General features: G+C 70.0%; 17 protein-coding genes and 1 pseudogene. 9 read left to right on the top strand and 9 right to left on the bottom strand.

The features are described 5' to 3' along the window. The first annotated feature begins 24 nt into the window (after positions 1-24). A complete protein-coding gene (metG, locus tag ACZ4N4_RS14835) occupies positions 25-1,743 on the top strand; it encodes a methionine--tRNA ligase (RefSeq protein WP_467588326.1) in 1,719 nt (572 codons plus the stop codon). 170 nt (positions 1,744-1,913) lie between these two features. After that, a complete protein-coding gene (locus ACZ4N4_RS14830) occupies positions 1,914-3,392 on the top strand; it encodes a polysaccharide pyruvyl transferase family protein (protein ID WP_467588323.1) in 1,479 nt (492 codons plus the stop codon). A 73-nt stretch (positions 3,393-3,465) separates the two neighbouring features. Here ACZ4N4_RS14830 and ACZ4N4_RS14825 read toward each other — a convergent pair. Beyond that, positions 3,466-3,783: pseudogene (locus ACZ4N4_RS14825) on the bottom strand (pectate lyase family protein); the annotation flags it as partial. Between the two features lie 152 nt (positions 3,784-3,935). Between ACZ4N4_RS14825 and ACZ4N4_RS14820 the strand changes: the two are divergent. Beyond that, complete coding sequence (locus ACZ4N4_RS14820) at positions 3,936-4,409, top strand: hypothetical protein (RefSeq protein ID WP_467588320.1); 474 nt, start codon at positions 3,936-3,938, stop codon at positions 4,407-4,409. A 100-nt stretch (positions 4,410-4,509) separates the two neighbouring features. Here ACZ4N4_RS14820 and ACZ4N4_RS14815 read toward each other — a convergent pair whose 3' ends face one another. Together ACZ4N4_RS14815 and aspS are read right to left on the bottom strand one after the other, a co-directional pair. Then, entirely contained in the window at positions 4,510-5,424 is a 915-nt protein-coding gene (locus ACZ4N4_RS14815) for an intradiol ring-cleavage dioxygenase (RefSeq protein WP_467588318.1), read from the bottom strand. 132 nt (positions 5,425-5,556) lie between these two features. Next, complete coding sequence (gene aspS, locus ACZ4N4_RS14810) at positions 5,557-7,320, bottom strand: aspartate--tRNA ligase (protein WP_467588315.1); 1,764 nt, start codon at positions 7,318-7,320, stop codon at positions 5,557-5,559. A gap of 170 nt (positions 7,321-7,490) precedes the next feature. On the opposite strand from aspS, the gene ACZ4N4_RS14805 reads away from it, so the two are divergent. Further along, positions 7,491-9,608, top strand: a complete 2,118-nt coding sequence (locus ACZ4N4_RS14805) for a SpoIIE family protein phosphatase (protein ID WP_467588312.1) — start codon at positions 7,491-7,493, stop codon at positions 9,606-9,608. 66 nt (positions 9,609-9,674) lie between these two features. Here the strand turns inward: ACZ4N4_RS14805 and ACZ4N4_RS14800 are convergent, their stop codons facing one another. From ACZ4N4_RS14800 to ACZ4N4_RS14790, 3 genes are all read right to left on the bottom strand, one after another. Beyond that, the gene (locus ACZ4N4_RS14800; RefSeq protein ID WP_467588309.1) at positions 9,675-10,706 is read right to left on the bottom strand and encodes an AI-2E family transporter; all 1,032 of its coding nucleotides are present in this window, start codon (positions 10,704-10,706) and stop codon (positions 9,675-9,677) included. 354 nt (positions 10,707-11,060) lie between these two features. Further along, on the bottom strand, positions 11,061-12,038 hold the full coding sequence (locus ACZ4N4_RS14795) for a pirin family protein (protein ID WP_450760268.1): 978 nt from the start codon (positions 12,036-12,038) through the stop codon (positions 11,061-11,063). A 306-nt stretch (positions 12,039-12,344) separates the two neighbouring features. Continuing rightward, entirely contained in the window at positions 12,345-12,827 is a 483-nt protein-coding gene (locus tag ACZ4N4_RS14790; protein WP_453568577.1) for an SseB family protein, read from the bottom strand. A 175-nt stretch (positions 12,828-13,002) separates the two neighbouring features. On the opposite strand from ACZ4N4_RS14790, the gene ACZ4N4_RS14785 reads away from it, so the two are divergent. The 3 genes from ACZ4N4_RS14785 to ACZ4N4_RS14775 all read left to right on the top strand — a co-directional run bounded on the left by ACZ4N4_RS14785 (position 13,003) and on the right by ACZ4N4_RS14775 (position 16,599). Then, on the top strand, positions 13,003-14,844 hold the full coding sequence (locus ACZ4N4_RS14785) for an acyl-CoA dehydrogenase (protein ID WP_453568575.1): 1,842 nt from the start codon (positions 13,003-13,005) through the stop codon (positions 14,842-14,844). A gap of 82 nt (positions 14,845-14,926) precedes the next feature. Further along, a complete protein-coding gene (locus tag ACZ4N4_RS14780) occupies positions 14,927-16,276 on the top strand; it encodes a M18 family aminopeptidase (protein ID WP_467588305.1) in 1,350 nt (449 codons plus the stop codon). Between the two features lie 80 nt (positions 16,277-16,356). Beyond that, a complete protein-coding gene (locus ACZ4N4_RS14775) occupies positions 16,357-16,599 on the top strand; it encodes a DUF6458 family protein (protein WP_453568572.1) in 243 nt (80 codons plus the stop codon). 9 nt (positions 16,600-16,608) lie between these two features. On the opposite strand, the gene ACZ4N4_RS14770 is transcribed toward ACZ4N4_RS14775, so the two are convergent. Both ACZ4N4_RS14770 and ACZ4N4_RS14765 read right to left on the bottom strand, forming a co-directional pair. Then, entirely contained in the window at positions 16,609-18,444 is a 1,836-nt protein-coding gene (locus ACZ4N4_RS14770; protein ID WP_453568570.1) for a thioredoxin-like domain-containing protein, read from the bottom strand. Positions 18,445-18,510: 66 nt separating this feature from the next. After that, positions 18,511-18,903 carry a cupin domain-containing protein gene (locus ACZ4N4_RS14765; protein ID WP_453568716.1) on the bottom strand — a complete coding sequence of 131 codons (393 nt, stop codon included), beginning with the start codon at positions 18,901-18,903 and terminating at the stop codon, positions 18,511-18,513. A gap of 74 nt (positions 18,904-18,977) precedes the next feature. Between ACZ4N4_RS14765 and ACZ4N4_RS14760 the strand changes: the two genes are divergently transcribed. Together ACZ4N4_RS14760 and ACZ4N4_RS14755 are read left to right on the top strand one after the other, a co-directional pair. Beyond that, positions 18,978-19,976 carry a GlxA family transcriptional regulator gene (locus tag ACZ4N4_RS14760; protein WP_467588302.1) on the top strand — a complete coding sequence of 333 codons (999 nt, stop codon included), beginning with the start codon at positions 18,978-18,980 and terminating at the stop codon, positions 19,974-19,976. Next, positions 19,973-20,467 (top strand): LURP-one-related/scramblase family protein, encoded by a 495-nt coding sequence (locus ACZ4N4_RS14755; protein WP_453568566.1) that lies wholly within the window; start codon positions 19,973-19,975, stop codon positions 20,465-20,467. The genes ACZ4N4_RS14760 and ACZ4N4_RS14755 overlap by 4 nt, the downstream gene beginning before the upstream one ends. Before the next feature lie 66 nt (positions 20,468-20,533). Here ACZ4N4_RS14755 and ACZ4N4_RS14750 read toward each other — a convergent pair whose 3' ends face one another. Continuing rightward, positions 20,534-21,328 (bottom strand): carbon-nitrogen family hydrolase, encoded by a 795-nt coding sequence (locus tag ACZ4N4_RS14750; protein ID WP_467588299.1) that lies wholly within the window; start codon positions 21,326-21,328, stop codon positions 20,534-20,536. Positions 21,329-21,465 lie beyond the last annotated feature (137 nt).

The raw sequence follows: 21,465 nt of genomic DNA, 5'->3' as shown, positions 1-21,465 counted from the left end.
AATCCGACCTGGGAGCAGCCCCCGATGGCTCGACACCTCATCACCAGCGCCCTTCCGTACATCAACGGGATCAAGCACCTGGGCAACATGGTGGGGTCCATGCTCCCGGCGGACGTGTACTCCCGGTACCTCCGCCAGCGCGGCCACGACGTCCTCTACATCTGCGCGACGGACGAGCACGGCACGCCCGCCGAACTCGCGGCGAAGGAGCAGGGCATCCCGGTCGACGAGTTCTGCGCCCAGGCGCACGACGCCCAGAAGGCGGTCTACGACGGCTTCGCGCTCGCGTTCGACTACTTCGGCCGCAGCTCCAGCCCCGAGAACCGTGAGATCACCCAGCACTTCGCCCGCCGCCTGAACGAGAACGGCTTCATCGAGGAGCGGTCGATCCGCCAGGTGTACTCCCCGGTGGACGGCCGCTTCCTCCCGGACCGCTACGTCGAGGGCACCTGCCCGCACTGCGGCTACGACAAGGCCCGCGGCGACCAGTGCGAGAACTGCACCCGCGTGCTGGACCCGACCGACCTGATCAACCCGCGCTCGGCGATCTCCGGATCGACGGACCTGGAGATCCGCGAGACCAAGCACCTCTTCCTCCTCCAGTCCAAGCTGGAGAACGAGGTCCGCGAGTGGGTCTCCAAGCACGACAAGGACTGGCCGCAGCTGGCCTCCTCGATCGCCCACAAGTGGCTGACCGAGGGCCTGCACGACCGCGCGATCACCCGTGACCTGGACTGGGGCGTCCCGGTCCCGGCCGACACCTGGCCGGATCTGGCGGCGGAGGGCAAGGTCTTCTACGTCTGGTTCGACGCCCCGATCGAGTACATCGGCGCGACGAAGGAGTGGTCCGACCAGGACCCGTCCACCCGGGACTGGAAGTCCTGGTGGTACGACGTCGACAACGACGTCCGCTACACGGAGTTCATGGCGAAGGACAACGTCCCCTTCCACACGGTGATGTTCCCGGCCACCGAACTCGGCGTCCGCGAGCCGTGGAAGAAGGTCGACTACGTCAAGGCCTTCAACTGGCTGACGTACTACGGCGGCAAGTTCTCGACCTCGCAGAAGCGCGGCGTCTTCACCGACCAGGCCCTGGCGATCCTCCCCGCCGACTACTGGCGCTACTTCCTGATCGCCAACGCCCCCGAGTCGGACGACTCCTCCTTCACCTGGGAGCACTTCACGGCCACGGTGAACAAGGACCTGGCCGACACCCTCGGCAACTTCGTCAACCGCGTCCTGTCCTTCTCCAAGAAGCGCTTCGGCGAGGAGGTCCCGGCCGGCGGCGAGCCCGGCGAGGCGGAGGCGAAGCTGGGCGAGCAGATCGCCGAACTCCTCGCCGAGTACGAGTCGCAGATGGAGTCCCTCCAGTTCCGCAAGGCCGCGGCCGCCCTCCGTGCCCTCTGGTCGGCCGGCAACTCCTACCTGGAGGAGAAGGCCCCCTGGCTGGAGATCAAGACGGACAAGGACGGCGCGGCCCTGACCCTGCGCACGGCGATGAACCTGATCCACCTCTACGCGGTGGTCTCGGAACCCTTCATCCCGGCGACGGCGAAGACCATGCGTGAGGCGTTCGCCCTGACCGACGACACGGCGACCTGGGTCACCGCCGCCGAGGCGAAGGCGCTGACCGCCGTCCCCGCCGGCACCCCCTTCACGGTCCCCCCGGTCCTCTTCGCCAAGCTCACGGACGAGGACCTGGAGACGTACAAGGAACGCTTCGGCGGCACGCCCGCCGAGTAGGACCTGCCCGCACCGCACCCACGCCCCACCGCAGCACACGCACCGCCGAAGGCCCGGCGGGAGGCCTCCTCCCGCCGGGCCTTCGGCGTGAGGTAAGTCCCAGGAAAGAGACCTATCAGACTCTTACCGCACCTTCACCTCACGTTTACCTGCGGGATAGTGTGCCGCTCGTGAAACGAATTCTGATCCGTTCCGGGAAGAGCCCGTTCCGTGTCGCCTCTCCGGCGGAGTTCATCCACCAGGACCTGATCGGAACGAACACCGGGAATCTGCTCTTCAGCGACTCGGCCCACAAGATGCTGACCACCCCGGACACCGAGGTGACGTCCAACGGCATCCGCACCGACCCCTCGGCCCGCCGAGCCGCGGAGATCAACGAGCAGTACGACGTCTTCGTCGTCCCGCTCGCCAACGCCTTCCGCCCGACGTTCCACGCCTCCCTGGACCGGCTCACCACGCTGATCGAGCAACTCACCATCCCGGTCGTGGTGTTCGGCGTCGGCGCCCAGGCCCCCGCGGACTACGACACCGGCTGGCTGACGCCCATGGCGGACTCGGTCCGCCGCTTCGCCCGCGCCGTCCTGGACCGCTCCGCCTCCATCGGCGTACGCGGCGAGCTGACCTCGGACTACCTCAGGAGCCTCGGCTTCAAGGACATCGACATCATCGGCTGCCCGTCGATGTTCCTGTACGGCGACACCTTCCCGGAGATCCGGGCCACGGAGCTGACCGCCGCCTCGCGCATCGCCCTGAACCTGTCGCCGGACGCGATACCCGTCGGCGACATATCGGGCCTGGCCCGGCACGCGTGGGAGCGCTACCCCCACCTCACCTACTACGCGCAGAACACCGTCGACGCGGAACTGCTGATGTGGGGCGACACCTCGCCGGAGTCCGGGCACACGGACCCCTTCCCGCTCCAGCTCAGCCACGCCCTGCTCCAGGAGAACAAGGTCCGCATGCCGCTGGACCCGGCCACCTGGATCGACGAACTGCGCGGCTACGACTTCGCCTACGGCACCCGTATCCACGGCAATGTCGCCGCCCTGCTGGCCGGCACCCCGAGCGTGGTCCTCACCCACGACTCACGCACCCTCGAACTGTGCCGCTACTTCGACATCCCGCACCGCTCGCTCACCGAACTGGGTGCCGACACCGACCCGCGGGAGCTGTACGAGGACGCCGACTTCTCCGCGATGATCAAGGGGCACGGCGAGCGCTTCGAGCGCATCATCGCCTTCCTCGACCGCAACGACCTGCAGAACACCTACACCCACGGTGACGGCGGCGCCGCCTTCGACGCCCGGCTGGCCGCCCTCGACCTGCCCGCCTCGATGCCGGTCTGGGACGGCGGGGACGACGGCCAGATGCGGTACCGGATCAGCCGGCTGCGCGAGCGGATCACCGCGGCCGACACGAAGGCCGCCCAGCACGCCAAGGAGAACAGGGAGCTGCGCAACCGGCTGGCCACCGCCGAGAAGCGCGCGACCGAGACGACCCGCCAGCTCGACGCCCTCCGCAAGGAACTGACCGCCGCCACCAAGCAGCTGTCCGCGGTGGAGCGCCGGGTCACGGGCATCGACAAACGCCTCCTGGTCCGCCTGGGCCCGGCCCTGCGCCGCCGCATGCGCAGCGCCCGACAGGACTGACCACCGCCGCAGCCCCGCGCGCCCGTGCCCCGGCCCCCGGATCCTCCCCACGGATCCGGGGGCCGGGCGCTTCTCAGCTCGCGGTGAGCGCCCCGGCGCCCGCCGTCTTCGCCAGCTCCGCCGGCAGGTTCCCGGCGCTGCTCTCCAGGCCCGCCGTCAGGGTCGGGGTCCAGTTCACCGTCGTCTTGATCTTCTTCGAGTTGGCGGCGTTGTAGGCGGCGACGAGGTCGGTCGTGGCGCCGTTGACGAGGTTGCCGCTGCCCGCGACCGAGCCGGTGCCGTCACCGCTCAGCAGCTTGGAGATCTTGATGGAGCCGGGCACGGTCCAGTAGTTGTTCTGAGCCACGACCTGCGCCTTCGCCCGGGAGTTGATGCTGTACTGCAGCGCGTAGCGGCCACGGAGATCGAAAAGGTTGCCGGCGGCGATCAGGCGGGTCCTCTGCTGCGAGAACGCCGTGGCATCCTCGGCAGAATCAGGTGAATGTTTGGGCGGGGTGAGGCCCCGGCCCCTGCATGTCCCCGACACATCCGTATGGTTTCGCCATGACCCCTGAGCTCATCCCGATCGCCTATGAGCCGCACGGCCGTACCGAGGCGATCGGCCGCTACTCCGACGGACAGTTCCTGGCGTCGGTCACCTACGCGTTCCCCGAGGGGTTCCGGCTCGACGAGGGCTGGGAGGAGCAGAAGCGGCTCTACTCTGTGCTGCATCTCTTCGACGCCGAGGGGCACTACCGCGACTCACAGATCTGGTGCGCGGGCAGCTGGGCCGAGCAGCAGCGCGACCCGGACGGCACCGGGTCGGTGCTGGCGCGGGCCCGCGCGCACCTGGCGAACATGCTGCGCAGCCTGCCGCGGCGGACGTACACGGACATCGCGATACAGCCGTTCCAACTCACGGTGGACGGCGTGTTCTTCGGGCTGGTGGCGAAGGACGACGAGGACGGAGGGTGGGCCGAGCTCTACCCGGACCACCTGGGCTTCGGCGAGCCCTGGGACGGCCGGTACGACACCTGACCGACTTCGACGACGACACCGGTGATGTGAACACGCCGGAGCCGCCCGGGCCTTCCTTTCAGAGTCCCGGGCGCCCCGCGTCACGAATGTCTCACGGGGGTCAGCCGTTGCTCGTCTCGTCCGGCTCGACGCCCAGCGTCAGGTGGGCGCGGACGCCGCGGCCGATGTGGTGGCGGTCGTACTTCAGGTAGAGCAGGCCGCCCTCGTGCCCGTTGTCCGGGTAGATGCTGTCCCCGTCGAGGGTGGTGCGGGTGGTGGTGTTGCTCGCGTACGGTTCCACCTCGGCCGACAGCAGCACCGACTTCTCGTCGAAGAACAGCTGGCCCGTGTGGCAGGTGTGGCCGCCCTCGTATCCGGCGTCCGTCCATTCGCCGTCCACGTGCACCTTGACGTGGATGTGGACGCACCGGCCCTGGTACCAGCCGGGGAAGACGGTCTTGAAGGTGACGTACCCGTGCCGGTCCGTGTGCCAGGTGCCGCGCAGGTAGCGGGTGTCGTCGGTGGGCTCCTGGTGGCCGCCGCCACCGCCGGGCGGGGGGCCGGTCGGAGCACCGGTGGGCGCGTCGGTCGGCGGGGGGCCGGTCGGCGGGGTGCCGCCACCGCCGCTGCCCACCTCCTCGTACCCCGAGTAGATGCCCGACGCGTTGCAGTGCCAGATGTCCACGGCCGCGTTCCTGAGCGGCTCGCAGGTCTCCGCGTCGATCACCTTGAGGGTGAGGTGCAGGGGGATGCCCTCCTGGTCCTCGGTGACGTCCTGGCGGAGCTTGTCGGCGTCTATGTAGTACGGGCCCTCGACCAGTTCGGAAGTGAGCGTGTAGCAGGTGCCCTCCGAGGACGAGGGCGAGGCCGCGGCTTGGGTGCCCTGCTCCGCGGCGGTGCCGTCGCCGGCGGCGAAGGCGCTGCCGACGCCCACCGCGGTCACGGCCACGCTGCCCGCCGCCAGGACCGTACGGCGGGCCAACTTCCTTCTCTCTTCCGCGGATTGAACATCTGTGGGGGTGTGGGTGTCTGTCATGGTCAGGGACCGTAGACAAGGCGGAGCCGGTGGGAACATCGGAGCAAGCTGTGAATCACGCTGCGCAAGCGAAAGGCTCGAAACCGACGCCGGTTTCGAGCCTTTCCTTCAGCTGTGCTGCTTCTGTACGCCTTACTTCGGCTGCGGCTTCCGGATGGTCAGGTGCAGCTCGCGCAGCCGGGCCTCGTCCAGTTCGGTCGGCGCGCCCATCATCAGGTCCTGGGCGTTTCCGTTGAGCGGGAAGGCGATGGTCTCGCGGATGTTGGGCTCGTCGGCGAGGAGCATCACGATGCGGTCCACGCCCGGGGCGATGCCACCGTGCGGCGGGGCGCCGAAGCGCAGCGCACGCAGCATGCCGGCGAACTCGCGCTCGACGGTCTCCTCGTCGTAGCCCGCGATGCCGAACGCCTTGAGCATGATGTCCGGCTCGTGGTTCCGGATCGCTCCGGAGGACAGCTCGACGCCGTTGCAGACGATGTCGTACTGCCAGGCCAGGATGTCCAGCGGGTCCTGGGTCTCCAGGGCCTCCATGCCGCCCTGGGGCATCGAGAACGGGTTGTGCGAGAAGTCGATCCGGCCGGTCTCCTCGTCCTTCTCGAACATCGGGAAGTCGACGATCCAGCAGAACCGGAAGACGTTCTCCTCGAAGTGCCCGGCACGCTTGGCGGCCTCGACACGCACCGCGCCCATGATCTTGGAGACCTCGTCGAACTCGCCCGCGCCGAAGAAGACGGCGTGGCCGGCGGCCAGCTGGAGCCGCTTGGTCAGCTCGGCGACGTTGTCCTCGGTGAGGAACTTGGCGATCGGGCCGGAGAGCGAGCCGTCCTCGGCGACGCGGACCCAGGCCAGGCCCTTGGCGCCCTGGGAGACCGCGTAGTCACCGAGCTGGTCGAAGAACTTGCGGGGCTGGTCCTGGACCGCCGGCACCGGCAGCGCACGGACGTGCTTGCCGGCGAAGGCCTTGAACTCCGAGCCCTCGAAGATGTCGGTGATGTCGACCAGCTCCAGCTGGGCGCGCAGGTCCGGCTTGTCGGAGCCGTACTTCAGCATCGCCTCGCGGAACGGGATCCGCGGGAACGGCGAGGTGACATGGCGGCCGCCGCCGAACTCCTCGAACAGCTCGGTCATCAGCTGCTCGATGGGCCGGAAGACGTCCTCCTGCTCGACGAAGCTCATCTCGACGTCGAGCTGGTAGAACTCGCCAGGCGAGCGGTCGGCGCGGGCGTCCTCGTCACGGAAGCAGGGCGCGATCTGGAAGTAGCGGTCGAAGCCGGAGATCATCAGCAGCTGCTTGAACTGCTGCGGGGCCTGCGGCAGCGCGTAGAACTTGCCCGGGTGCAGGCGGGAGGGCACCACGAAGTCCCGCGCGCCCTCGGGGGAGGTCGCGGTGAGGATCGGGGTGGCCATCTCGTTGAAGCCGAGGGCGACCATCTTGTGGCGGATGGCCGAGATCACGGCCGTACGCAGCATGATGTTGCGGTGCATGCGCTCGCGGCGCAGGTCCAGGAAGCGGTACTCCAGGCGCCGCTCCTCGTTGACCCCGTCCTCGGCGTTGATCGTGAACGGCAGCGGGGCGGCCGCACCGAGCAGCTCGACCTCGCCGACCTCGATCTCGACCTCGCCGGTGGGCAGGTCGGGGTTGATGTTCTCGGTGCCACGGGAGACGACCTTGCCGTCGACCCGTACCGTCGACTCCTTGCTGAGCTTGTCCAGGGCCTCGTAGGCGGGCGTGCCCGGACGCGCCACCAGCTGGGTGATGCCGTAGTGATCGCGCAGATCGATGAAGAGGATGCCGCCCAGGTCGCGCCGATTGTGCAGCCAGCCACTCAGCCGGACGTCGGTGCCGACGTCAGAGGAGCGGAGCTCGCCGCAGGTGTGGGACCTGTACCGATGCATCGTGGTTCATCCAGCCTTCGCGGATCGGGGTGTGGTGTCAGCCTGGTGCTTCACGCTGGTGTTTCACGTGAAACACCACCCAGCGTACCGGGCCCCCCAGGGCCGACTCCCCCCATTGCCAGGGAGGTGATCGGTAGCTTTTTTCGATCTCATCTTCCTAAAGTGGGGCAATGCGAACTGGCGAGCCCCTGCCCGCCGTGGAGGACGTCCTCGCCGCCCTCGCGACCGGGCTGTGGCACTGGGACACGGCCACCGGGCTGGTCACCGCGGATGCGGAGGCGGCGCGGCTCATCGGGCTGCCGGCCGAACCGTCCCTTCTCTCGGAGGCCCTGGTCCGGTCCCGTTTCCACCCGGTGGACTGGAACGAGAACACCAGCATCACCCGGCTGGCCGCCACCGAGGGCACGCTCGGCGAGGTACGGCTGCGGGTCATGGACGAGCGGGGCCGGCTGATCCGTACCGTCCGCAGCCGTTTTCGACCGGTGTACGACTCCGAGGAGCGCGTCTACCGGGTCACGGGCACCATTCAGGAGGTCTCCGAGCCGTCCCCCGGCAACGCCGCCCAGCATCCGGTCACCGGCGACTGGCGGCGCTCCCGTGAGGCGTTCCTGCTGGACGCGGGCCGGGCGCTGGCCGAGGCGCGGTCCACCGAGGAGGTGCTGCGGGTCGCCGGGGGCCTGTCGATGCCCGGGTTCTCCCCGGACGGGCTGGCCGTCTTCGGAGTCAAGGGCGACCGGCTGATGATGATCGGCCACCACGGTCAGCACATCGACGAGGACAGCCCCTTCACCAGCATGCCGCTGGACACCGACTACCCGGCGGCGGAGGTGGTGCGGACCGGCCGGGCCGTCTATCTCTCCTCGGCCGAGCAGTACCGGTCCCGCTACCCGGTCACCTGGCCGCTGGCCCAGCGGTTCGGCCGCCGGTCCTGGGCCTTTCTGCCGCTGACGGTGGCCGGGCGGACCATGGGCGCCTGGATGGCGGGGTTCACCTACCCGGTGTCGTTCACGCCCGACGAGCGGTCCGTGCTCACCACGGTCGCCCGGATGCTGGCGCAGGCCCTGTCCCGGGCCGGGATCGCCGACTCGGAGCGGGAGCTGACCGACGGCCTCCAGCGGTCCATGCTGCCGACGCTCGGTCCGGAGATACCCGGCATGGACGCGGCCGCCCGCTACATCCCGACCGGCGGCGGACTCCAGGTGGGCGGCGACTGGTACGACATGATCCCGCTGCCGTCCGGCCGGTTCGCGCTGGTCATCGGGGATGTCCAGGGCCATGACGTACGGGCCGCGGGCATCATGGGCCAGCTCCGGATCGCACTGCGCGCCTACGCCTCCGAGGGCCACCGCCCGGACGCGGTCCTCACCCGGGCCTCCCGTTTCCTGCACGGGATCACCTACGACGAGGAGATCGCCGACACCCGGTTCGCGACCTGCCTGTACGTCGAGGCGGACCCGGTGACCGGGGTGCTGGAGATCGCCCGCGCGGGCCACCTCGACCCGGCGATCCGGATGGCCGACGGCACGGTGCTGCGGCGGCCGACGGCGGGCGGGCTGCCGCTCGGCATCGACCCCGACGCGGACTATCCGACCACGCGCTTCTCCCTCGAACCCGGCGAGATCATGATGATGTGCACCGACGGTCTGATCGAGACCGGCGGCCATGACATCGAGAGCGGCTGGCAGAGGGTCCGGGCGATCATGGAGGACCACGACAGCGACCTGGAGAAACTGGCCGACGCCCTGGTGCAGGCCGTGCACGGCCCCTCCTCGCACCACACCACCGGACCGCTGGCCGACCGCCGCGAGGACGACATCGCGGTCCTGCTGCTGTCCCGGCCGGGTGCCGTGCGCGACGACGGGACCATCGCCGTACGGCCCCGGGTCCGCCGCACCCTGCTGTCGGTGGCCCAGGACGAGCCCGAGCGGATCGCCGAGGCCCGCCAGCACCTGCGCGAGCTGCTGTACGACTGGGGCTCGCCCGACCAGGTCGACTCGGCGGTGCTGCTGGTCTCCGAGATGCTCACGAACGTACTGGTGCACACGGACGCGGACGCGCTGCTGCTCGCCGAGGTCTGGGGCCAGGCCCCGGACCGCCGGCTGCGCATCGAGGTCACGGACGCCGGCGACGACCTCCCGCACAAGCGCCGCCCCGGGGAACTGGCCTCCTCCGGCCGGGGCCTGGTCCTGATCGAGCTCCTGGCCGAGGCCTGGGGCGTCGACCCGCGCGGGGAGGGCAAGAGCATCTGGTTCGAGCTGTACGAGGGCCGCGAGGGCTGCGAGGGATAAGGGCTGCGAGGGATAGGGGAGCCACGGGGCCGGGCCCGGGCGGGGTGACCGGTCCGCGGGGCCGGTCTAGTCCGTCGCGTACCGCGCTCGCAGCTCGTGTACGACCCCGAAGGCGGCCGCGGTGAGCGGTACGGCGAGGAGCATGCCCAGGATCCCGGCGACGGAGGCCCCTGCGGTGATCGTCACCATCACCACCGCCGGATGCATCTGCACGGTGCGGCTCTGGATCACGGGCTGCAGCACATGCCCTTCCAGCACCTGAACGGCGAGTACGACGCCGAGCGCCCACAGCGCGATGACGAAACCCCGGTCGGCGAGGGCGACCAGTACGGCGACGGCACCGGAGATGAAGGCGCCGAGGTAGGGGATGTAGGCGCCGACGAGGACCAGCGCGCCGAGTCCGACGGCGCCCGGCACCTGGAGGATCAGCAGGCCGACGGTGATGCAGACGGCGTCGATGAACGCGATGACGGTGGTGCCGCGCATGAACCCCTCGATGCGCTCGAAGGCACGGCGGGCCATGGCCTCCAGCAGATCGGCGCTGCCGCCTGGCGCCACGGCCCGGATGGACTCGACGACGAGATGCGAGTCGCGGAGGAAGAAGAAGACGAGCAGCAACGCCAGTACGGCCATGGCGATGCCCTCGCCGACCACGCTCACGCCGCTGATCACGTTGGAGGCGGCCGTCCCGCCGAACTTGCTCAGCAGCTCCTTGGCGTTGTCGGCGAGGTCGTCGAGCGAGGTACCGGCGGCGCCGAAGTGCTGGGCGAGCGACTTCGCGGCGTTCTTGAGGGACGAGGTGATCTGGCCGCCGGTGTCGATGAGTGCGGCGACGACGATGTACACGGCCCCGCCGACGACCGCGACGACGGCGACGCAGGTGAGACCGGCGGCGAGGGAGCGCTGCACGCCGGCCGTGACGAGCCGCCGGTACAGGGGCCCGAGCAGGGCGGTGCCGAGGAGGGCGAGCAGCACGGGGATGACCGCGGTACGGAGCTCCGAGCAGAGCCGGATGCCGACCCAGCCGACGCCGGCGGCCAGCAGCAGAACGGCACACCAGGCGGCGAACCGGCGCACGGGCTCGGGCAACAGGGACACGCGTCCAGCGGATCACGCAGAGCCGCCACACGCCCTGCAGTACACCCCCTGCCGAGTGACCGGCCCCCGCCCGGACCCCACCCACACCCACCCACCACCCGACTCGGTTACTTGGAAAGCGAGGCCGAGCGCCAGGGAGCGGCTCGGTCGTTCAGAAGTCGAGGTCGAGGGCTCCGGATCGACTCGGTCGGTCAGAGGGCGGGATCGAAGGGCCGGGAGCGACTCGGTTCGCGCAGAGGGTGGGATCGGGCGCCCGGGAGCGGCTCGGTCGGTGGTGGGGAGAGTGGGGGGTCGGGTGGAAAGGGGAGAGGCCCGATGTCCGTGGACGTCGGGCCTCTCGGGGTGGTGGCTGTGTTACGCCTGCGGGCCGGTCTCCGTCATTCCGTGGACCGCCGGGATCGTGCCCAGGCGGCCCTTCTGGAAGTCCTCGAAGGCCTGCATCAGCTCGTCCTTGGTGTTCATGACGAACGGACCGTAGTGGGCCATGGGCTCCCGGATCGGCTGCCCGCCGAGGAGGACGACCTCCAGGTCCGGCGTGTGCGAGTCCTGCTTCTCGTCCGCGCGGACGGTCAGCGAGGAACCCGCGCCGAAGACGGCCGTCTGGCCCAGGTGGATCGGCCGGCGCTCCGTGCCCACCGCCCCCTTGCCCGCCAGCACGTACGCCAGCCCGTTGAAGTCCTCGCGCCAGGGGAGCGTGAGCTCGGCGCCGGGGGCCAGCGTCGCGTGGATCATCGTGATCGGCGTGTGCGTGATGCCGGGGCCGGCGTGACCGTCCAGCTCACCGGCGATGACACGCAGCAGCGCACCGCCGTCGGGGGTCGTCAGCAGCTGGACGTTGCCACCGCGGATGTCCTGGTAGCGCGGCGCCATCATCTTGTCCTTGGCCGGCAGGTTCACCCACAGCTGGAGGCCGTGGAAGAGACCACCGGACATGACCAGGGACTCCGGCGGAGCCTCGATGTGGAGCAGGCCGGCGCCGGCCGTCATCCACTGGGTGTCGCCGTTGGTGATGGTGCCACCGCCACCGTTGCTGTCCTGGTGGTCGAAGATGCCGTCGATGATGTAGGTGACGGTCTCGAAGCCACGGTGCGGGTGCCAGGGCGTGCCCTTGGGCTCGCCCGGCGCGTACTCCACCTCACCCATCTGGTCCATCATGATGAACGGGTCGAGGTGGCGGTAGTTGATCCCCGCGAACGCCCGGCGTACCGGGAAGCCCTCGCCCTCGAACCCGCTCGGCGCGGTCGTGACGGTGAGCACGGGACGGGCCACGGCGTCGGCCGGTGCGGCCACCCGGGGAAGGGTCAGCGGGTTCTCGACGGTCACTGCAGGCATGTTGGCTCCTCCTTGTACGCCCAGTTTAGTTGAGCGTTGAACTTTCTGCCAGCCCTAACGACGAGAGCCCGGAGGACATTCCCTCCGGGCCCGGTCGTCGCCGATCAGTGGATCAGTTGTTGAAGGTGTTGCGCATGCGCCGGTGATGAACCCTCCACAGGAATCCCGGCGGGACCGGGAGATCGAGAGCGCCGCGCGACACCCGGACACGTCCATGAGGAAGGTGGATGTACGGGGCGCGGCGGCCGGAGCTCACCCTATGACATGCCTGTGACATTCCGAGGCGCTTTGCCGCCCTCGCGGAGGTCAGCCGTACATCCGCCGCATCGCGAAGTCCACCATCTGTTCGACGGCCTTCGCGTCGAAGACCATCCGGTGCTCGCCCTCCATGTCGAGGACGAAGCCGTAGCCGGTCGGCAGCAGGTCGATGACCTCCGCGCCCGTGATCACGAAGTACTTGGACTCCTTGCCGGCATACCGGCGCAGCTCCTTCAGGGAGGTGAACATCGGGATCACCGGCTGCTGGGTGTTGTGCAGGGCGAGGAACCCGGGGTTGTCGCCGCGCGGGCAGTACACCTTGGACGTGGCGAAGACCTGCTGGAAGTCCTCGGCGGTCAACTGGCCTGTGGTGAAGGCCCGTACCGCGTCCGCGAGCGAGGGCGGAGACGGCTCCGGGTAGAGCGGAGGCTGCTGGCCGTACCCGCCCGCGCCGGGCATCTGCTGCTGCGGCTGGGCGTACTGCTGCTGAGCAGCAGTACCGTCCATGGGCTGGCCGCCGTATCCGTACATGGGCGCAAGCCTACCGAGACACGCGGCCTCCGCCAGAAGGTAGACCCTTCTCACACTTCACCGGTGGGGGTTGCGTCTTATTACCGACGGGTAGCATCATCGGAGCTACTCGTTGGTATGTGAACGCTTGCGCGAGGATTCAGTGCCTCGCCGATCCGGATACGGAGCCGTCACCATGGGGCACTACAAGTCCAACCTCCGCGACATCGAATTCAACCTCTTCGAAGTGCTCGGTCGCGACAAGCTGTACGGCACCGGCCCGTTCGCCGAGATGGACACCGACACCGCGAAGAGCGTCCTGGAGGAGCTGACCCGGCTCGCCGAGAACGAGTTGGCCGAGTCCTTCGCCGACGCCGACCGCAACCCGCCGGTCTTCGACCCGGAGACCAACACCGCGCCGGTCCCGGCCTCCTTCAAGAAGAGCTACAAGGCCTTCATGGACTCCGAGTACTGGCGGCTCGGCCTGCCCGAGGAGATCGGCGGCACCACCGCTCCCCCGTCGCTGATCTGGTCGTACGCGGAGCTGATCCTCGGCGCCAACCCGGCCGTGTGGATGTACTCCTCCGGCCCGGCGTTCGCCCGCATCCTCTTCGAGGAGGGCACCGAGGAGCAGAAGAAGTGGGCCCAGATCGCGGTCGACCGGACCTGGGGTTCGACCATGGTGCTCACCGAGCCGGACGCCGGTTCGGACGTCGGCGCCGGCCGCACCAAGGCGGTCCAGCAGGAGGACGGCTCCTGGCACATCGAGGGCGTGAAGCGCTTCATCACCTCCGGTGAGCACGACATGGAGGAGAACATCCTTCACTACGTGCTGGCCCGGCCCGAGGGTGCCGGCCCGGGCACCAAGGGGCTGTCGCTCTTCCTCGTCCCCAAGTACCTCTTCGACTTCGAGACCGGCGAACTGGGCGAGCGCAACGGCGTCTACGCCACGAACGTCGAGCACAAGATGGGCCTCAAGGCCTCCAACACCTGCGAGATGACCTTCGGCGACCGGCACCCTGCCAAGGGCTGGCTGATCGGCGACAAGCACGAGGGCATCCGCCAGATGTTCCGGATCATCGAGTTCGCCCGCATGATGGTCGGCACGAAGGCGATCTCCACGCTCTCCACGGGCTACCTCAACGCCCTTGAGTACGCCAAGGAGCGCGTCCAGGGTCCGGACCTCGCGAACTTCATGGACAAGACCGCGCCCAAGGTCACCGTCACCCACCACCCCGACGTCCGCCGCTCGCTGATCACGCAGAAGGCGTACGCCGAGGGCATGCGCGCCCTGGTCCTCTACACCGCCTCGATCCAGGACGCCATCGCCGTCAAGGAGGCGAACGGCGAGGACCCGAAGGCCGAGCACGCGCTCAACGACCTGCTCCTGCCGATCGTCAAGGGCTACGGCTCCGAGAAGGGCTACGAGCAGCTCGCCCAGTCGCTGCAGACCTTCGGCGGCTCCGGCTTCCTGCAGGAGTACCCGATCGAGCAGTACATCCGCGACGCCAAGATCGACACCCTCTACGAGGGCACCACCGCGATCCAGGGCCAGGACTTCTTCTTCCGGAAGATCGTCCGCAACCAGGGCGCGGCGCTGAACTCCCTCGCCGAGGACATCAAGAAGTTCCTGGCGCTGGGCACCGGCGGCGAGGAACTGGCGGGCGCCCGCGAGCACCTCGCGAAGGCGGCCGTGGAGCTGGAGGCGATCGTCGGCCTGATGCTGACCGACCTCGCGGCCACCGAGCAGGACGTCAAGAACATCTACAAGGTGGGCCTGAACACCACCCGCCTGCTGCTCGCCTCCGGCGACGTGATCGTCGGCTATCTGCTGCTCAAGGGCGCCGCGGTCGCCGCCGAGAAGCTGGAGACGGCGTCCACCAAGGCCGTGTCCTCCAAGGACGTCGCCTTCTACACCGGCAAGATCGCGGCGGCGAAGTTCTTCGCGGCCAACGTCCTGCCGGGCGTCACCCTGGCCCGCAAGATCGCCACCGACGTGGACCTCGACCTGATGGAGCTGGACGAGGCGGCTTTCTGATCGCTCCGATCGACCCGGTTTGCCACGGTGGCCCGCTCCCTCGCCGGGGAGCGGGCCACCGTACGTCGTTAAGGTGAAGAGCATGAGCGAACCAGCCCGCCCGTCGCCCGCCACCGCCCTGCCCCGGAGCGCTGCGCGCACCCCCGCCGTTTTCGACCGCGGCCACACCGACGACCTGATGTCCTTCCTCGCGGCCGGCCCCACGCCGTACCACGCCGTGGCGAACGCCGGCGAACGGCTGGAGAAGGCCGGTTTCCAGCAGGTCGCCGAGACGGACGCCTGGGACGGGACGACGGGCGGCAAGTACGTACTGCGCGGCGGCGCGATCATCGCCTGGTACGTCCCGGAGGGCGCCGCACCCCACACGCCGTTCCGGATCGTCGGCGCGCACACCGACTCACCGAACCTGCGGGTGAAGCCCCGCCCGGACACCGGGGCGCACGGCTTCCGCCAGGTCGCCGTGGAGATCTACGGCGGACCGCTCATGAACTCCTGGCTCGACCGGGACCTGGGCCTGGCCGGCCGGCTCAGCCTGCGCGACGGCACCACCCGTCTCGTCGACGTGCGCCGGCCGCTGCTGCGGGTGCCCCAGCTCGCCATCCACCTGGACCGTGCGGTGAGCAGCGACGGGCTCAAGCTCGACAAGCAGCGCCACCTGCAGCCGATCTGGGGCCTCGGTGACGACGTCCGCGACGGCGACCTGATCGCCTTCCTGGAACAGGAGTCGGGTCTGCCGACCGGCTCGGTGACCGGCTGGGACCTGATGACCTACGCCATCGAACCGCCGGCCTACCTGGGCCGCGACCAGGAGATGATGGCCGGCCCCCGGATGGACAACCTGCTGTCCGTGCACGCCGGTACGGCCGCCCTCGCGGCCGTGGCCGCGGGCGGCCCGCAGCTCCCCTGTATCCCGGTGCTCGCCGCCTTCGACCACGAGGAGACCGGCTCCCAGTCCGACACCGGTGCGGACGGCCCGCTGCTCGGCAGCGTGCTGGAACGCTCGGTACTGGCGCGCGGCGGGTCCTACGAGGACCGGGCGCGGGCCCTCGCCGCCACCGTCTGCCTCTCCTCCGACACCGGTCACGCCGTGCACCCCAACTACGCGGAGCGCCACGACCCCACGCACCACCCCCGCCTCAACGGCGGCCCGATCCTCAAGGTCAACGTCAACAACCGCTACGCGACGGACGGTTCGGGCCGCGCGATCTTCGCCGCCGCCTGCGACCGGGCCGGAGTCCCCTTCCAGACCTTCGTCTCCAACAACTCCATGCCCTGCGGCACCACGATCGGCCCGATCACCGCGGCCCGCCACGGCATCCAGACCGTCGACATCGGCGCGGCGATCCTCTCCATGCACAGCGCGCGTGAACTCTGCGGCGCCGACGACCCGTTCCTCCTCGCGAACGCGCTGGCGGCTTTCCTGGAGGGCTAGTTGCACATGCCCCGCGCCTCCCTGGGTACCCGGCACTTCGAGGAACCGGAACCACCGGACCTGAAGGGAAGGCAACGCTCATGGGGCTCGGCGGGTGCATCATCCTCATCGCCGTGGGGGCCATCCTCACGTTCGCGACCGACTGGCACATGCAGGGCGTCAACCTCGATGTCGTCGGCCTGATCCTGATGGCCGTCGGGATCATCGGCGTCGCCACGTTCACCAACATCGCCCGTCGTCGGCGGGTCATGGTGCCGCCGACGACGGTCGTCGAGGAACGGCACCACCACCCGGACGAGTACGGCGGCGGGTACGGCGCCTGACGAAGACGCCTAGGCCTCCTGGTCCATTCCGGCCAGGACCAGCGGCAGCCGGTCCGCTCCGCCCTCCGTGAGGCGGACCGGGACCCCCCAGTCCTGCTGGTGGACATGGCAGGCCGGGTACTCGTTGGCAGGGTCGTCGTCGCAGGACGCGGCCATCGCCGAGACATGCAGGACGCCTTCGGCCACGGCCGGGTTCAGCTCCAGCTCGCGGGAGAGGTCCGTGTCCGGGCCGTCCCCCTTGAGCAGCAGCTCCGGCGGGGTCGAGGACACCAGGAGCCGCGTCGACGGGCCGTAGCGCACGTCCAGCTTCTGGCCCGCCGGGGCCTGGAAGATCACGTCCAGCCGGAGGCGCCCGGGGGCCACCTCGGTCGCCGCCCGCTGGGTGCGGTGGGCGACCGACTCCACCCGGACCGCCTCCTCGGGCAGCCGCAGCCGGGTCAGCCGGTGGCGGGCCGACTCCACCACCACGATGTCGTCACCGGCCAGCACCGCGTCGCTCGGCTCTCTCAGATCCGTCGCCAGCGTGGTGACCTCGCCGGTCGCGGGGTCGTAACGGCGCAGCGCGTGGTTGTAGGTGTCGGACACCGCGACCGAGCCGTCCGGGAGTGCCGTCACGCCCAACGGGTGCTGGAGCAGCGCCTGCCCGGCCGCGCCGTCCCGGTGACCGAAGTCGAAGAGGCCGGTCCCCACGGCGGTGTGGACGTGTCCGTCCAGATCGACCCAGCGCAGTGCGCTGGTCTCGGAGTCGGCGAGCCAGAGCCGGTCGGTGGTGGCGGCCAGACCGGACGGCTGCGCGAACCAGGCCTCGGCCGCCGGCCCGTCCACCAGCCCCTCGTTGGTGGTGCCGGCGGCGACCGCGACCGTCCGGCTCTCCGGGTCGTACGCCCACAGCTGGTGCACGCCCGCCATGGCGATCCACACCTTGCCGCCGAAGACCGCCACGTCCCAAGGGGAGGACAGGTCGATCTCGCGGGCCGGACCCGAGGTCGGGGAGCCCTGCCACCACTGGCGGCCGGTGCCGGCGAGGGTGGTCACCTCGCCGGTGGCCGGGTCGAGGCGGCGCAGAGCGTGGTTGACGGTGTCGGCGACGACCACCGAGCCGTCGTCGAGAAGTGCCAGGCCCTGCGGTTCGCTGAAGGCGGCATCGGCCGCCGGGCCGTCGGCGAAGCCGCGCGTGCCGGCGCCGATCCGCCGCACGACCGTCTCCGCGTCCTCGGCCAGCTCCACCAGCTGGTGCCGGGTGGTGTCGCTGACCAGGAAGTTCCCGGAGGGCAGCAGCAGCGCCTTGCCGGGGAAGCGCAGAGCGGTCGGCTCGGGCTCCGGCGGCACGTACGGGCCGTCGCCGCGCCGCAGGGTGCCCTTCGCCTCGTGCTCCGCCTCCAGCTCCTCGACCAGCCGTGCGATCGCGTGTGCGTGGCCCTCGCCGGCGTGCTGGGCGACGACGTACCCCTCGGGGTCGATCACCACCAGCGTCGGCCAGGCCCGCACCGCGTACTGCTTCCAGGTGGCGAGCTCCGGGTCGTCGAGCACCGGGTGCTCCACGCCGTACCGCTCCACGGCGTCGACGACCGCCTGATGCTCCGCCTCGTGCACGAACTTCGGCGAGTGCACCCCGATGATCACCACCGTGTCCCGGTGGCGCTCCTCCAGCTCCCGCAGCTCATCCAGGACGTGCAGGCAGTTGATGCAACAAAATGTCCAGAAATCCAGGATGACGATGCGTCCGCGCAGGTCCGCGAGGGTGTACTGCTTGTCGCCGGTGTTCAGCCAGCCACCCTTGCCGATCAGCTCGGGGGCGCGGACGCGGGCACGGCGCGGGGTGGGGGCCGGGGATGTGTCGCTCATGGATCAAGGGTGCCACTTGCCGGCGGGAGCGCGTTCGCCCCTGTGGACAACTCGCGTCTGCGCTGGTCAGGCGAGGGTGTGGCCCGTGGTCGCGTCCACGTGGTCCGGGATTTCGTCGTGGCGGTCGCCGACCGTGGAGGTGCCGGTCGGTTCGAAGAGGAGGATCGAGGCTCCGGCCGGGGCGGCCGGCTTGTGCTCGGTGCCGCGGGGGACGGTGAAGAGCGAGCCCTTGTGCAGGACGACCGTGCGCTCGCCGGCCGGCTCCCGCAGGGCGATGTGCAGCTCCCCCTCCAGGACCAGGAAGAACTCGTCGGTGTGGTCGTGGACGTGCCAGAGGTGCTCGCCCTGGACCTTGGCGACGCGGACGTCGTAGTCGTTGACGGCGGTGACGATCCGGGGGCTCCACAGGTCCTCGAAGGAGCCGAGGGCGTGGGCGAGGGAGACGGGTTCGCTGTTCATGGCGCTGCTCGTGGCGTTCATGGCGTACATCCTGGGCGCTCGCCCGGTGGTGGGGTGAGTGCTAGAAATCGCATATGGCGCAAGGATCCTCGCAGTCGACGCACCGGGTGGCCGTGATCGTGGACGCGGGCACCAATCCGTTCGAGGTCGGTGTCGCCACCGAGCTGTTCGGGCTGCCGCGGCCGGAGCTCGGCCTGTCCGTGCCGCCGTACGAGGTGACCCTGTGCGCGCCCACCGGCGAGGTGCGGATGAACCACGGCTTCTTCACCCTGAGCGGGGTGGCCGGGCTGACGGCGGTGGACGCGGCGGACACCCTCGTCGTGCCGGGACGCCCGGACAATGTCGTACCGCGCGGTGCGGACGTCCTGGACGCGATCCGGCGTGCGCACGCACGCGGGGTGCGGGTGGTGAGTTTCTGCACCGGGACCTTCGCGCTCGCCGAGGCCGGGCTGCTGGACGGGCGGCCGGCCACCACGCACTGGCGCTGGGCCGACGCCTTCCGGCAGCTGCATCCGCGGGTGCTGCTCCGTCCGGACGTGCTGTTCGTCGACGACGGCGACCTGCTCACCGCCTCCGGCAGCGCGGCGGCGCTCGACCTGGGCCTGCACATCTGGCGGCAGGACCACGGCGCCGAGACCGCCAACGCGGTCTCCCGGCGGCTGGTGTTCGCCTCGCACCGGGACGGCGGACAGCGCCAGTTCGTGGAGCGGCCGGTGCCCGAGGTGCCGGACGAATCGCTCGGCCCGCTGCTGGCCTGGGCACAGGAGCGGCTGGATGAGCCGCTGACCGTGGCGGACCTGGCGGCGCGGGCGGCCCTCTCCCCGGCCACCCTGCACCGCCGGTTCCGGGCCCAGCTCGGCACCACCCCGCTGGCCTGGCTGACCGGGGAGCGCGTGGCCCTCGCCTGCCGGCTGATCGAACGCGGCGAGGAGCGCCTGGACGTGGTGGCCTCGCGCAGCGGCCTGGGCACCGCGGCCAACCTGCGCGCACGGCTGCGGCGCGAGACCGGGCTCAGCCCGTCGGACTACCGGCGGCGTTTCGGGCCGGTGGGCCGGGAAGGGGTACGGACATGAGATTCCTGGTACGCGACCGGCTCCTCGGGTTCGGCGAGGACTACTGGATCGAGGACGACCACGGCGACAAGGTGTTCCTCGTCGACGGCAAGGCCATGCGGGTGCGGGACACGTTCGAGCTGAAGGACCGGCACGGGCGCGTACTCGTCGACATCCACCAGAAGATGTTCGCCCTGCGCGACACCATGGTGATCGGACGCGAGGGCGAACCCCTGGCCACCATCAGGCGCAAGCGGCTGTCGCTCCTGCGCAACCACTACCGGGTCAACCTGGTCGACGGCACCGAACTCGACGTCAGCGGCAAGATCCTCGACCGTGAGTTCGCCGTCGAGTACGACGGCGAGCTGCTGGCCGTGGTCTCCCGGCGCTGGCTGCACGTCCGGGAGACCTACGGTGTCGACGTCGTACGGGACGACGCGGACCCGGCGCTGCTGATCGCGGTGGCGGTCTGCGTGATCCACCTCGCCGACAAGGAGCGGGACGAGGACTGAGGCGGGAGGGCTGACGCGGGAGGACTGACGCGGGAGGACTGACGCGGGAGGACTGACGCGGGAGGGCTATCGGCGTGGAGGTTCGAGACCCAGCAGGCGGTCCTTGAGCGCCGGGAACTGTTCGCGGGTGACGGCGACCTTGGCCGGGTCGAGGTCGACGGTGAGGACCTCCTCGCCGGCGCCCGCCTCGGCCAGGACCTCGCCCCAGGGATCGACCACGATCGAGTGACCCGCCTGCGGAACTCCGGCATGCGTCCCGGCCGTTCCACACGCGAGCACGAACGCCTGGTTCTCGACCGCCCGCGCCTGGGCCAGCAGCGTCCAGTGCGCGCGTCGCCGCTCGGGCCAGCCCGCCGAGACCACCATCGTCTCGGCGCCGGCGTCGACGAGTGCGCGGAAGAGTTCGGGGAAGCGGAGGTCGTAGCAGGTGGCCAAGCCCAGCGTGGTCTCCGGGAGCCGCACGGTCACCAGTTCCCGCCCGGCGCCCATCAGCACCGCCTCGCCCTTGTCGAAGCCGAAGCGGTGGATCTTGCGGTAGGCCGCGGCCAGCTCACCGGAGGGGGAGAAGATGAGAGCCGTGTTGTAGAGGGGGCCCTCGGGGTCCCGCTCGGGGATGGAGCCGGCGTGCAGCCAGACGCCCGCGTCGCTCGCCGCCTTCGCCATCGCCTCGTACGTGGGGCCCTCGAGCGGCTCGGCCTCGGTGGCGAACTCCTCGTAGGCGAACGCACCGGTCGTCCACAGCTCCGGCAGTACGACGAGATCGGCGTCCGTCTGCTCGCGCACCAGTGCGGTCACGCGCCGCCGACGAGATTCGACCGATTCGCCCTCGTTTACATCGATCTGGATGAGCGAGGCGCGCACACTACCACCGTCCTGGCATTCGAGCCGTCCACACAGGCCTACGATCGTCACACGAAAGCACTGCCGGGGTGCCTCACAGCAGCGTAACTTAGCGTTTCAAGACACCCGCCGACAGCAGCCACCTCCACTGGCAGCGC

Source organism: Streptomyces sp. NPDC026538 (assembly GCF_055567535.1).
The sequence above is the reverse complement of the archived record's forward strand: the minus strand, read 5'-3'. Positions and strand labels throughout refer to the sequence as shown.

Coding starts and splice junctions, on each gene's coding strand:
- ACZ4N4_RS14795 (WP_450760268.1), bottom strand. CDS start 12,038: ATGCCTGCAGTGACCGTCGAGAACCCGCTGACCCTTCCCCGGGTGGCC.
- ACZ4N4_RS14755 (WP_453568566.1), top strand. CDS start 19,973: ATGAGATTCCTGGTACGCGACCGGCTCCTCGGGTTCGGCGAGGACTAC.
- ACZ4N4_RS14820 (WP_467588320.1), top strand. CDS start 3,936: ATGACCCCTGAGCTCATCCCGATCGCCTATGAGCCGCACGGCCGTACC.
- ACZ4N4_RS14770 (WP_453568570.1), bottom strand. CDS start 18,444: ATGAGCGACACATCCCCGGCCCCCACCCCGCGCCGTGCCCGCGTCCGC.
- metG (WP_467588326.1), top strand. CDS start 25: ATGGCTCGACACCTCATCACCAGCGCCCTTCCGTACATCAACGGGATC.
- ACZ4N4_RS14790 (WP_453568577.1), bottom strand. CDS start 12,827: ATGTACGGATACGGCGGCCAGCCCATGGACGGTACTGCTGCTCAGCAG.
- ACZ4N4_RS14785 (WP_453568575.1), top strand. CDS start 13,003: ATGGGGCACTACAAGTCCAACCTCCGCGACATCGAATTCAACCTCTTC.
- ACZ4N4_RS14805 (WP_467588312.1), top strand. CDS start 7,491: ATGCGAACTGGCGAGCCCCTGCCCGCCGTGGAGGACGTCCTCGCCGCC.
- ACZ4N4_RS14765 (WP_453568716.1), bottom strand. CDS start 18,903: ATGAACAGCGAACCCGTCTCCCTCGCCCACGCCCTCGGCTCCTTCGAG.
- aspS (WP_467588315.1), bottom strand. CDS start 7,320: ATGCATCGGTACAGGTCCCACACCTGCGGCGAGCTCCGCTCCTCTGAC.
- ACZ4N4_RS14760 (WP_467588302.1), top strand. CDS start 18,978: ATGGCGCAAGGATCCTCGCAGTCGACGCACCGGGTGGCCGTGATCGTG.
- ACZ4N4_RS14780 (WP_467588305.1), top strand. CDS start 14,927: ATGAGCGAACCAGCCCGCCCGTCGCCCGCCACCGCCCTGCCCCGGAGC.
- ACZ4N4_RS14815 (WP_467588318.1), bottom strand. CDS start 5,424: ATGACAGACACCCACACCCCCACAGATGTTCAATCCGCGGAAGAGAGA.
- ACZ4N4_RS14775 (WP_453568572.1), top strand. CDS start 16,357: ATGGGGCTCGGCGGGTGCATCATCCTCATCGCCGTGGGGGCCATCCTC.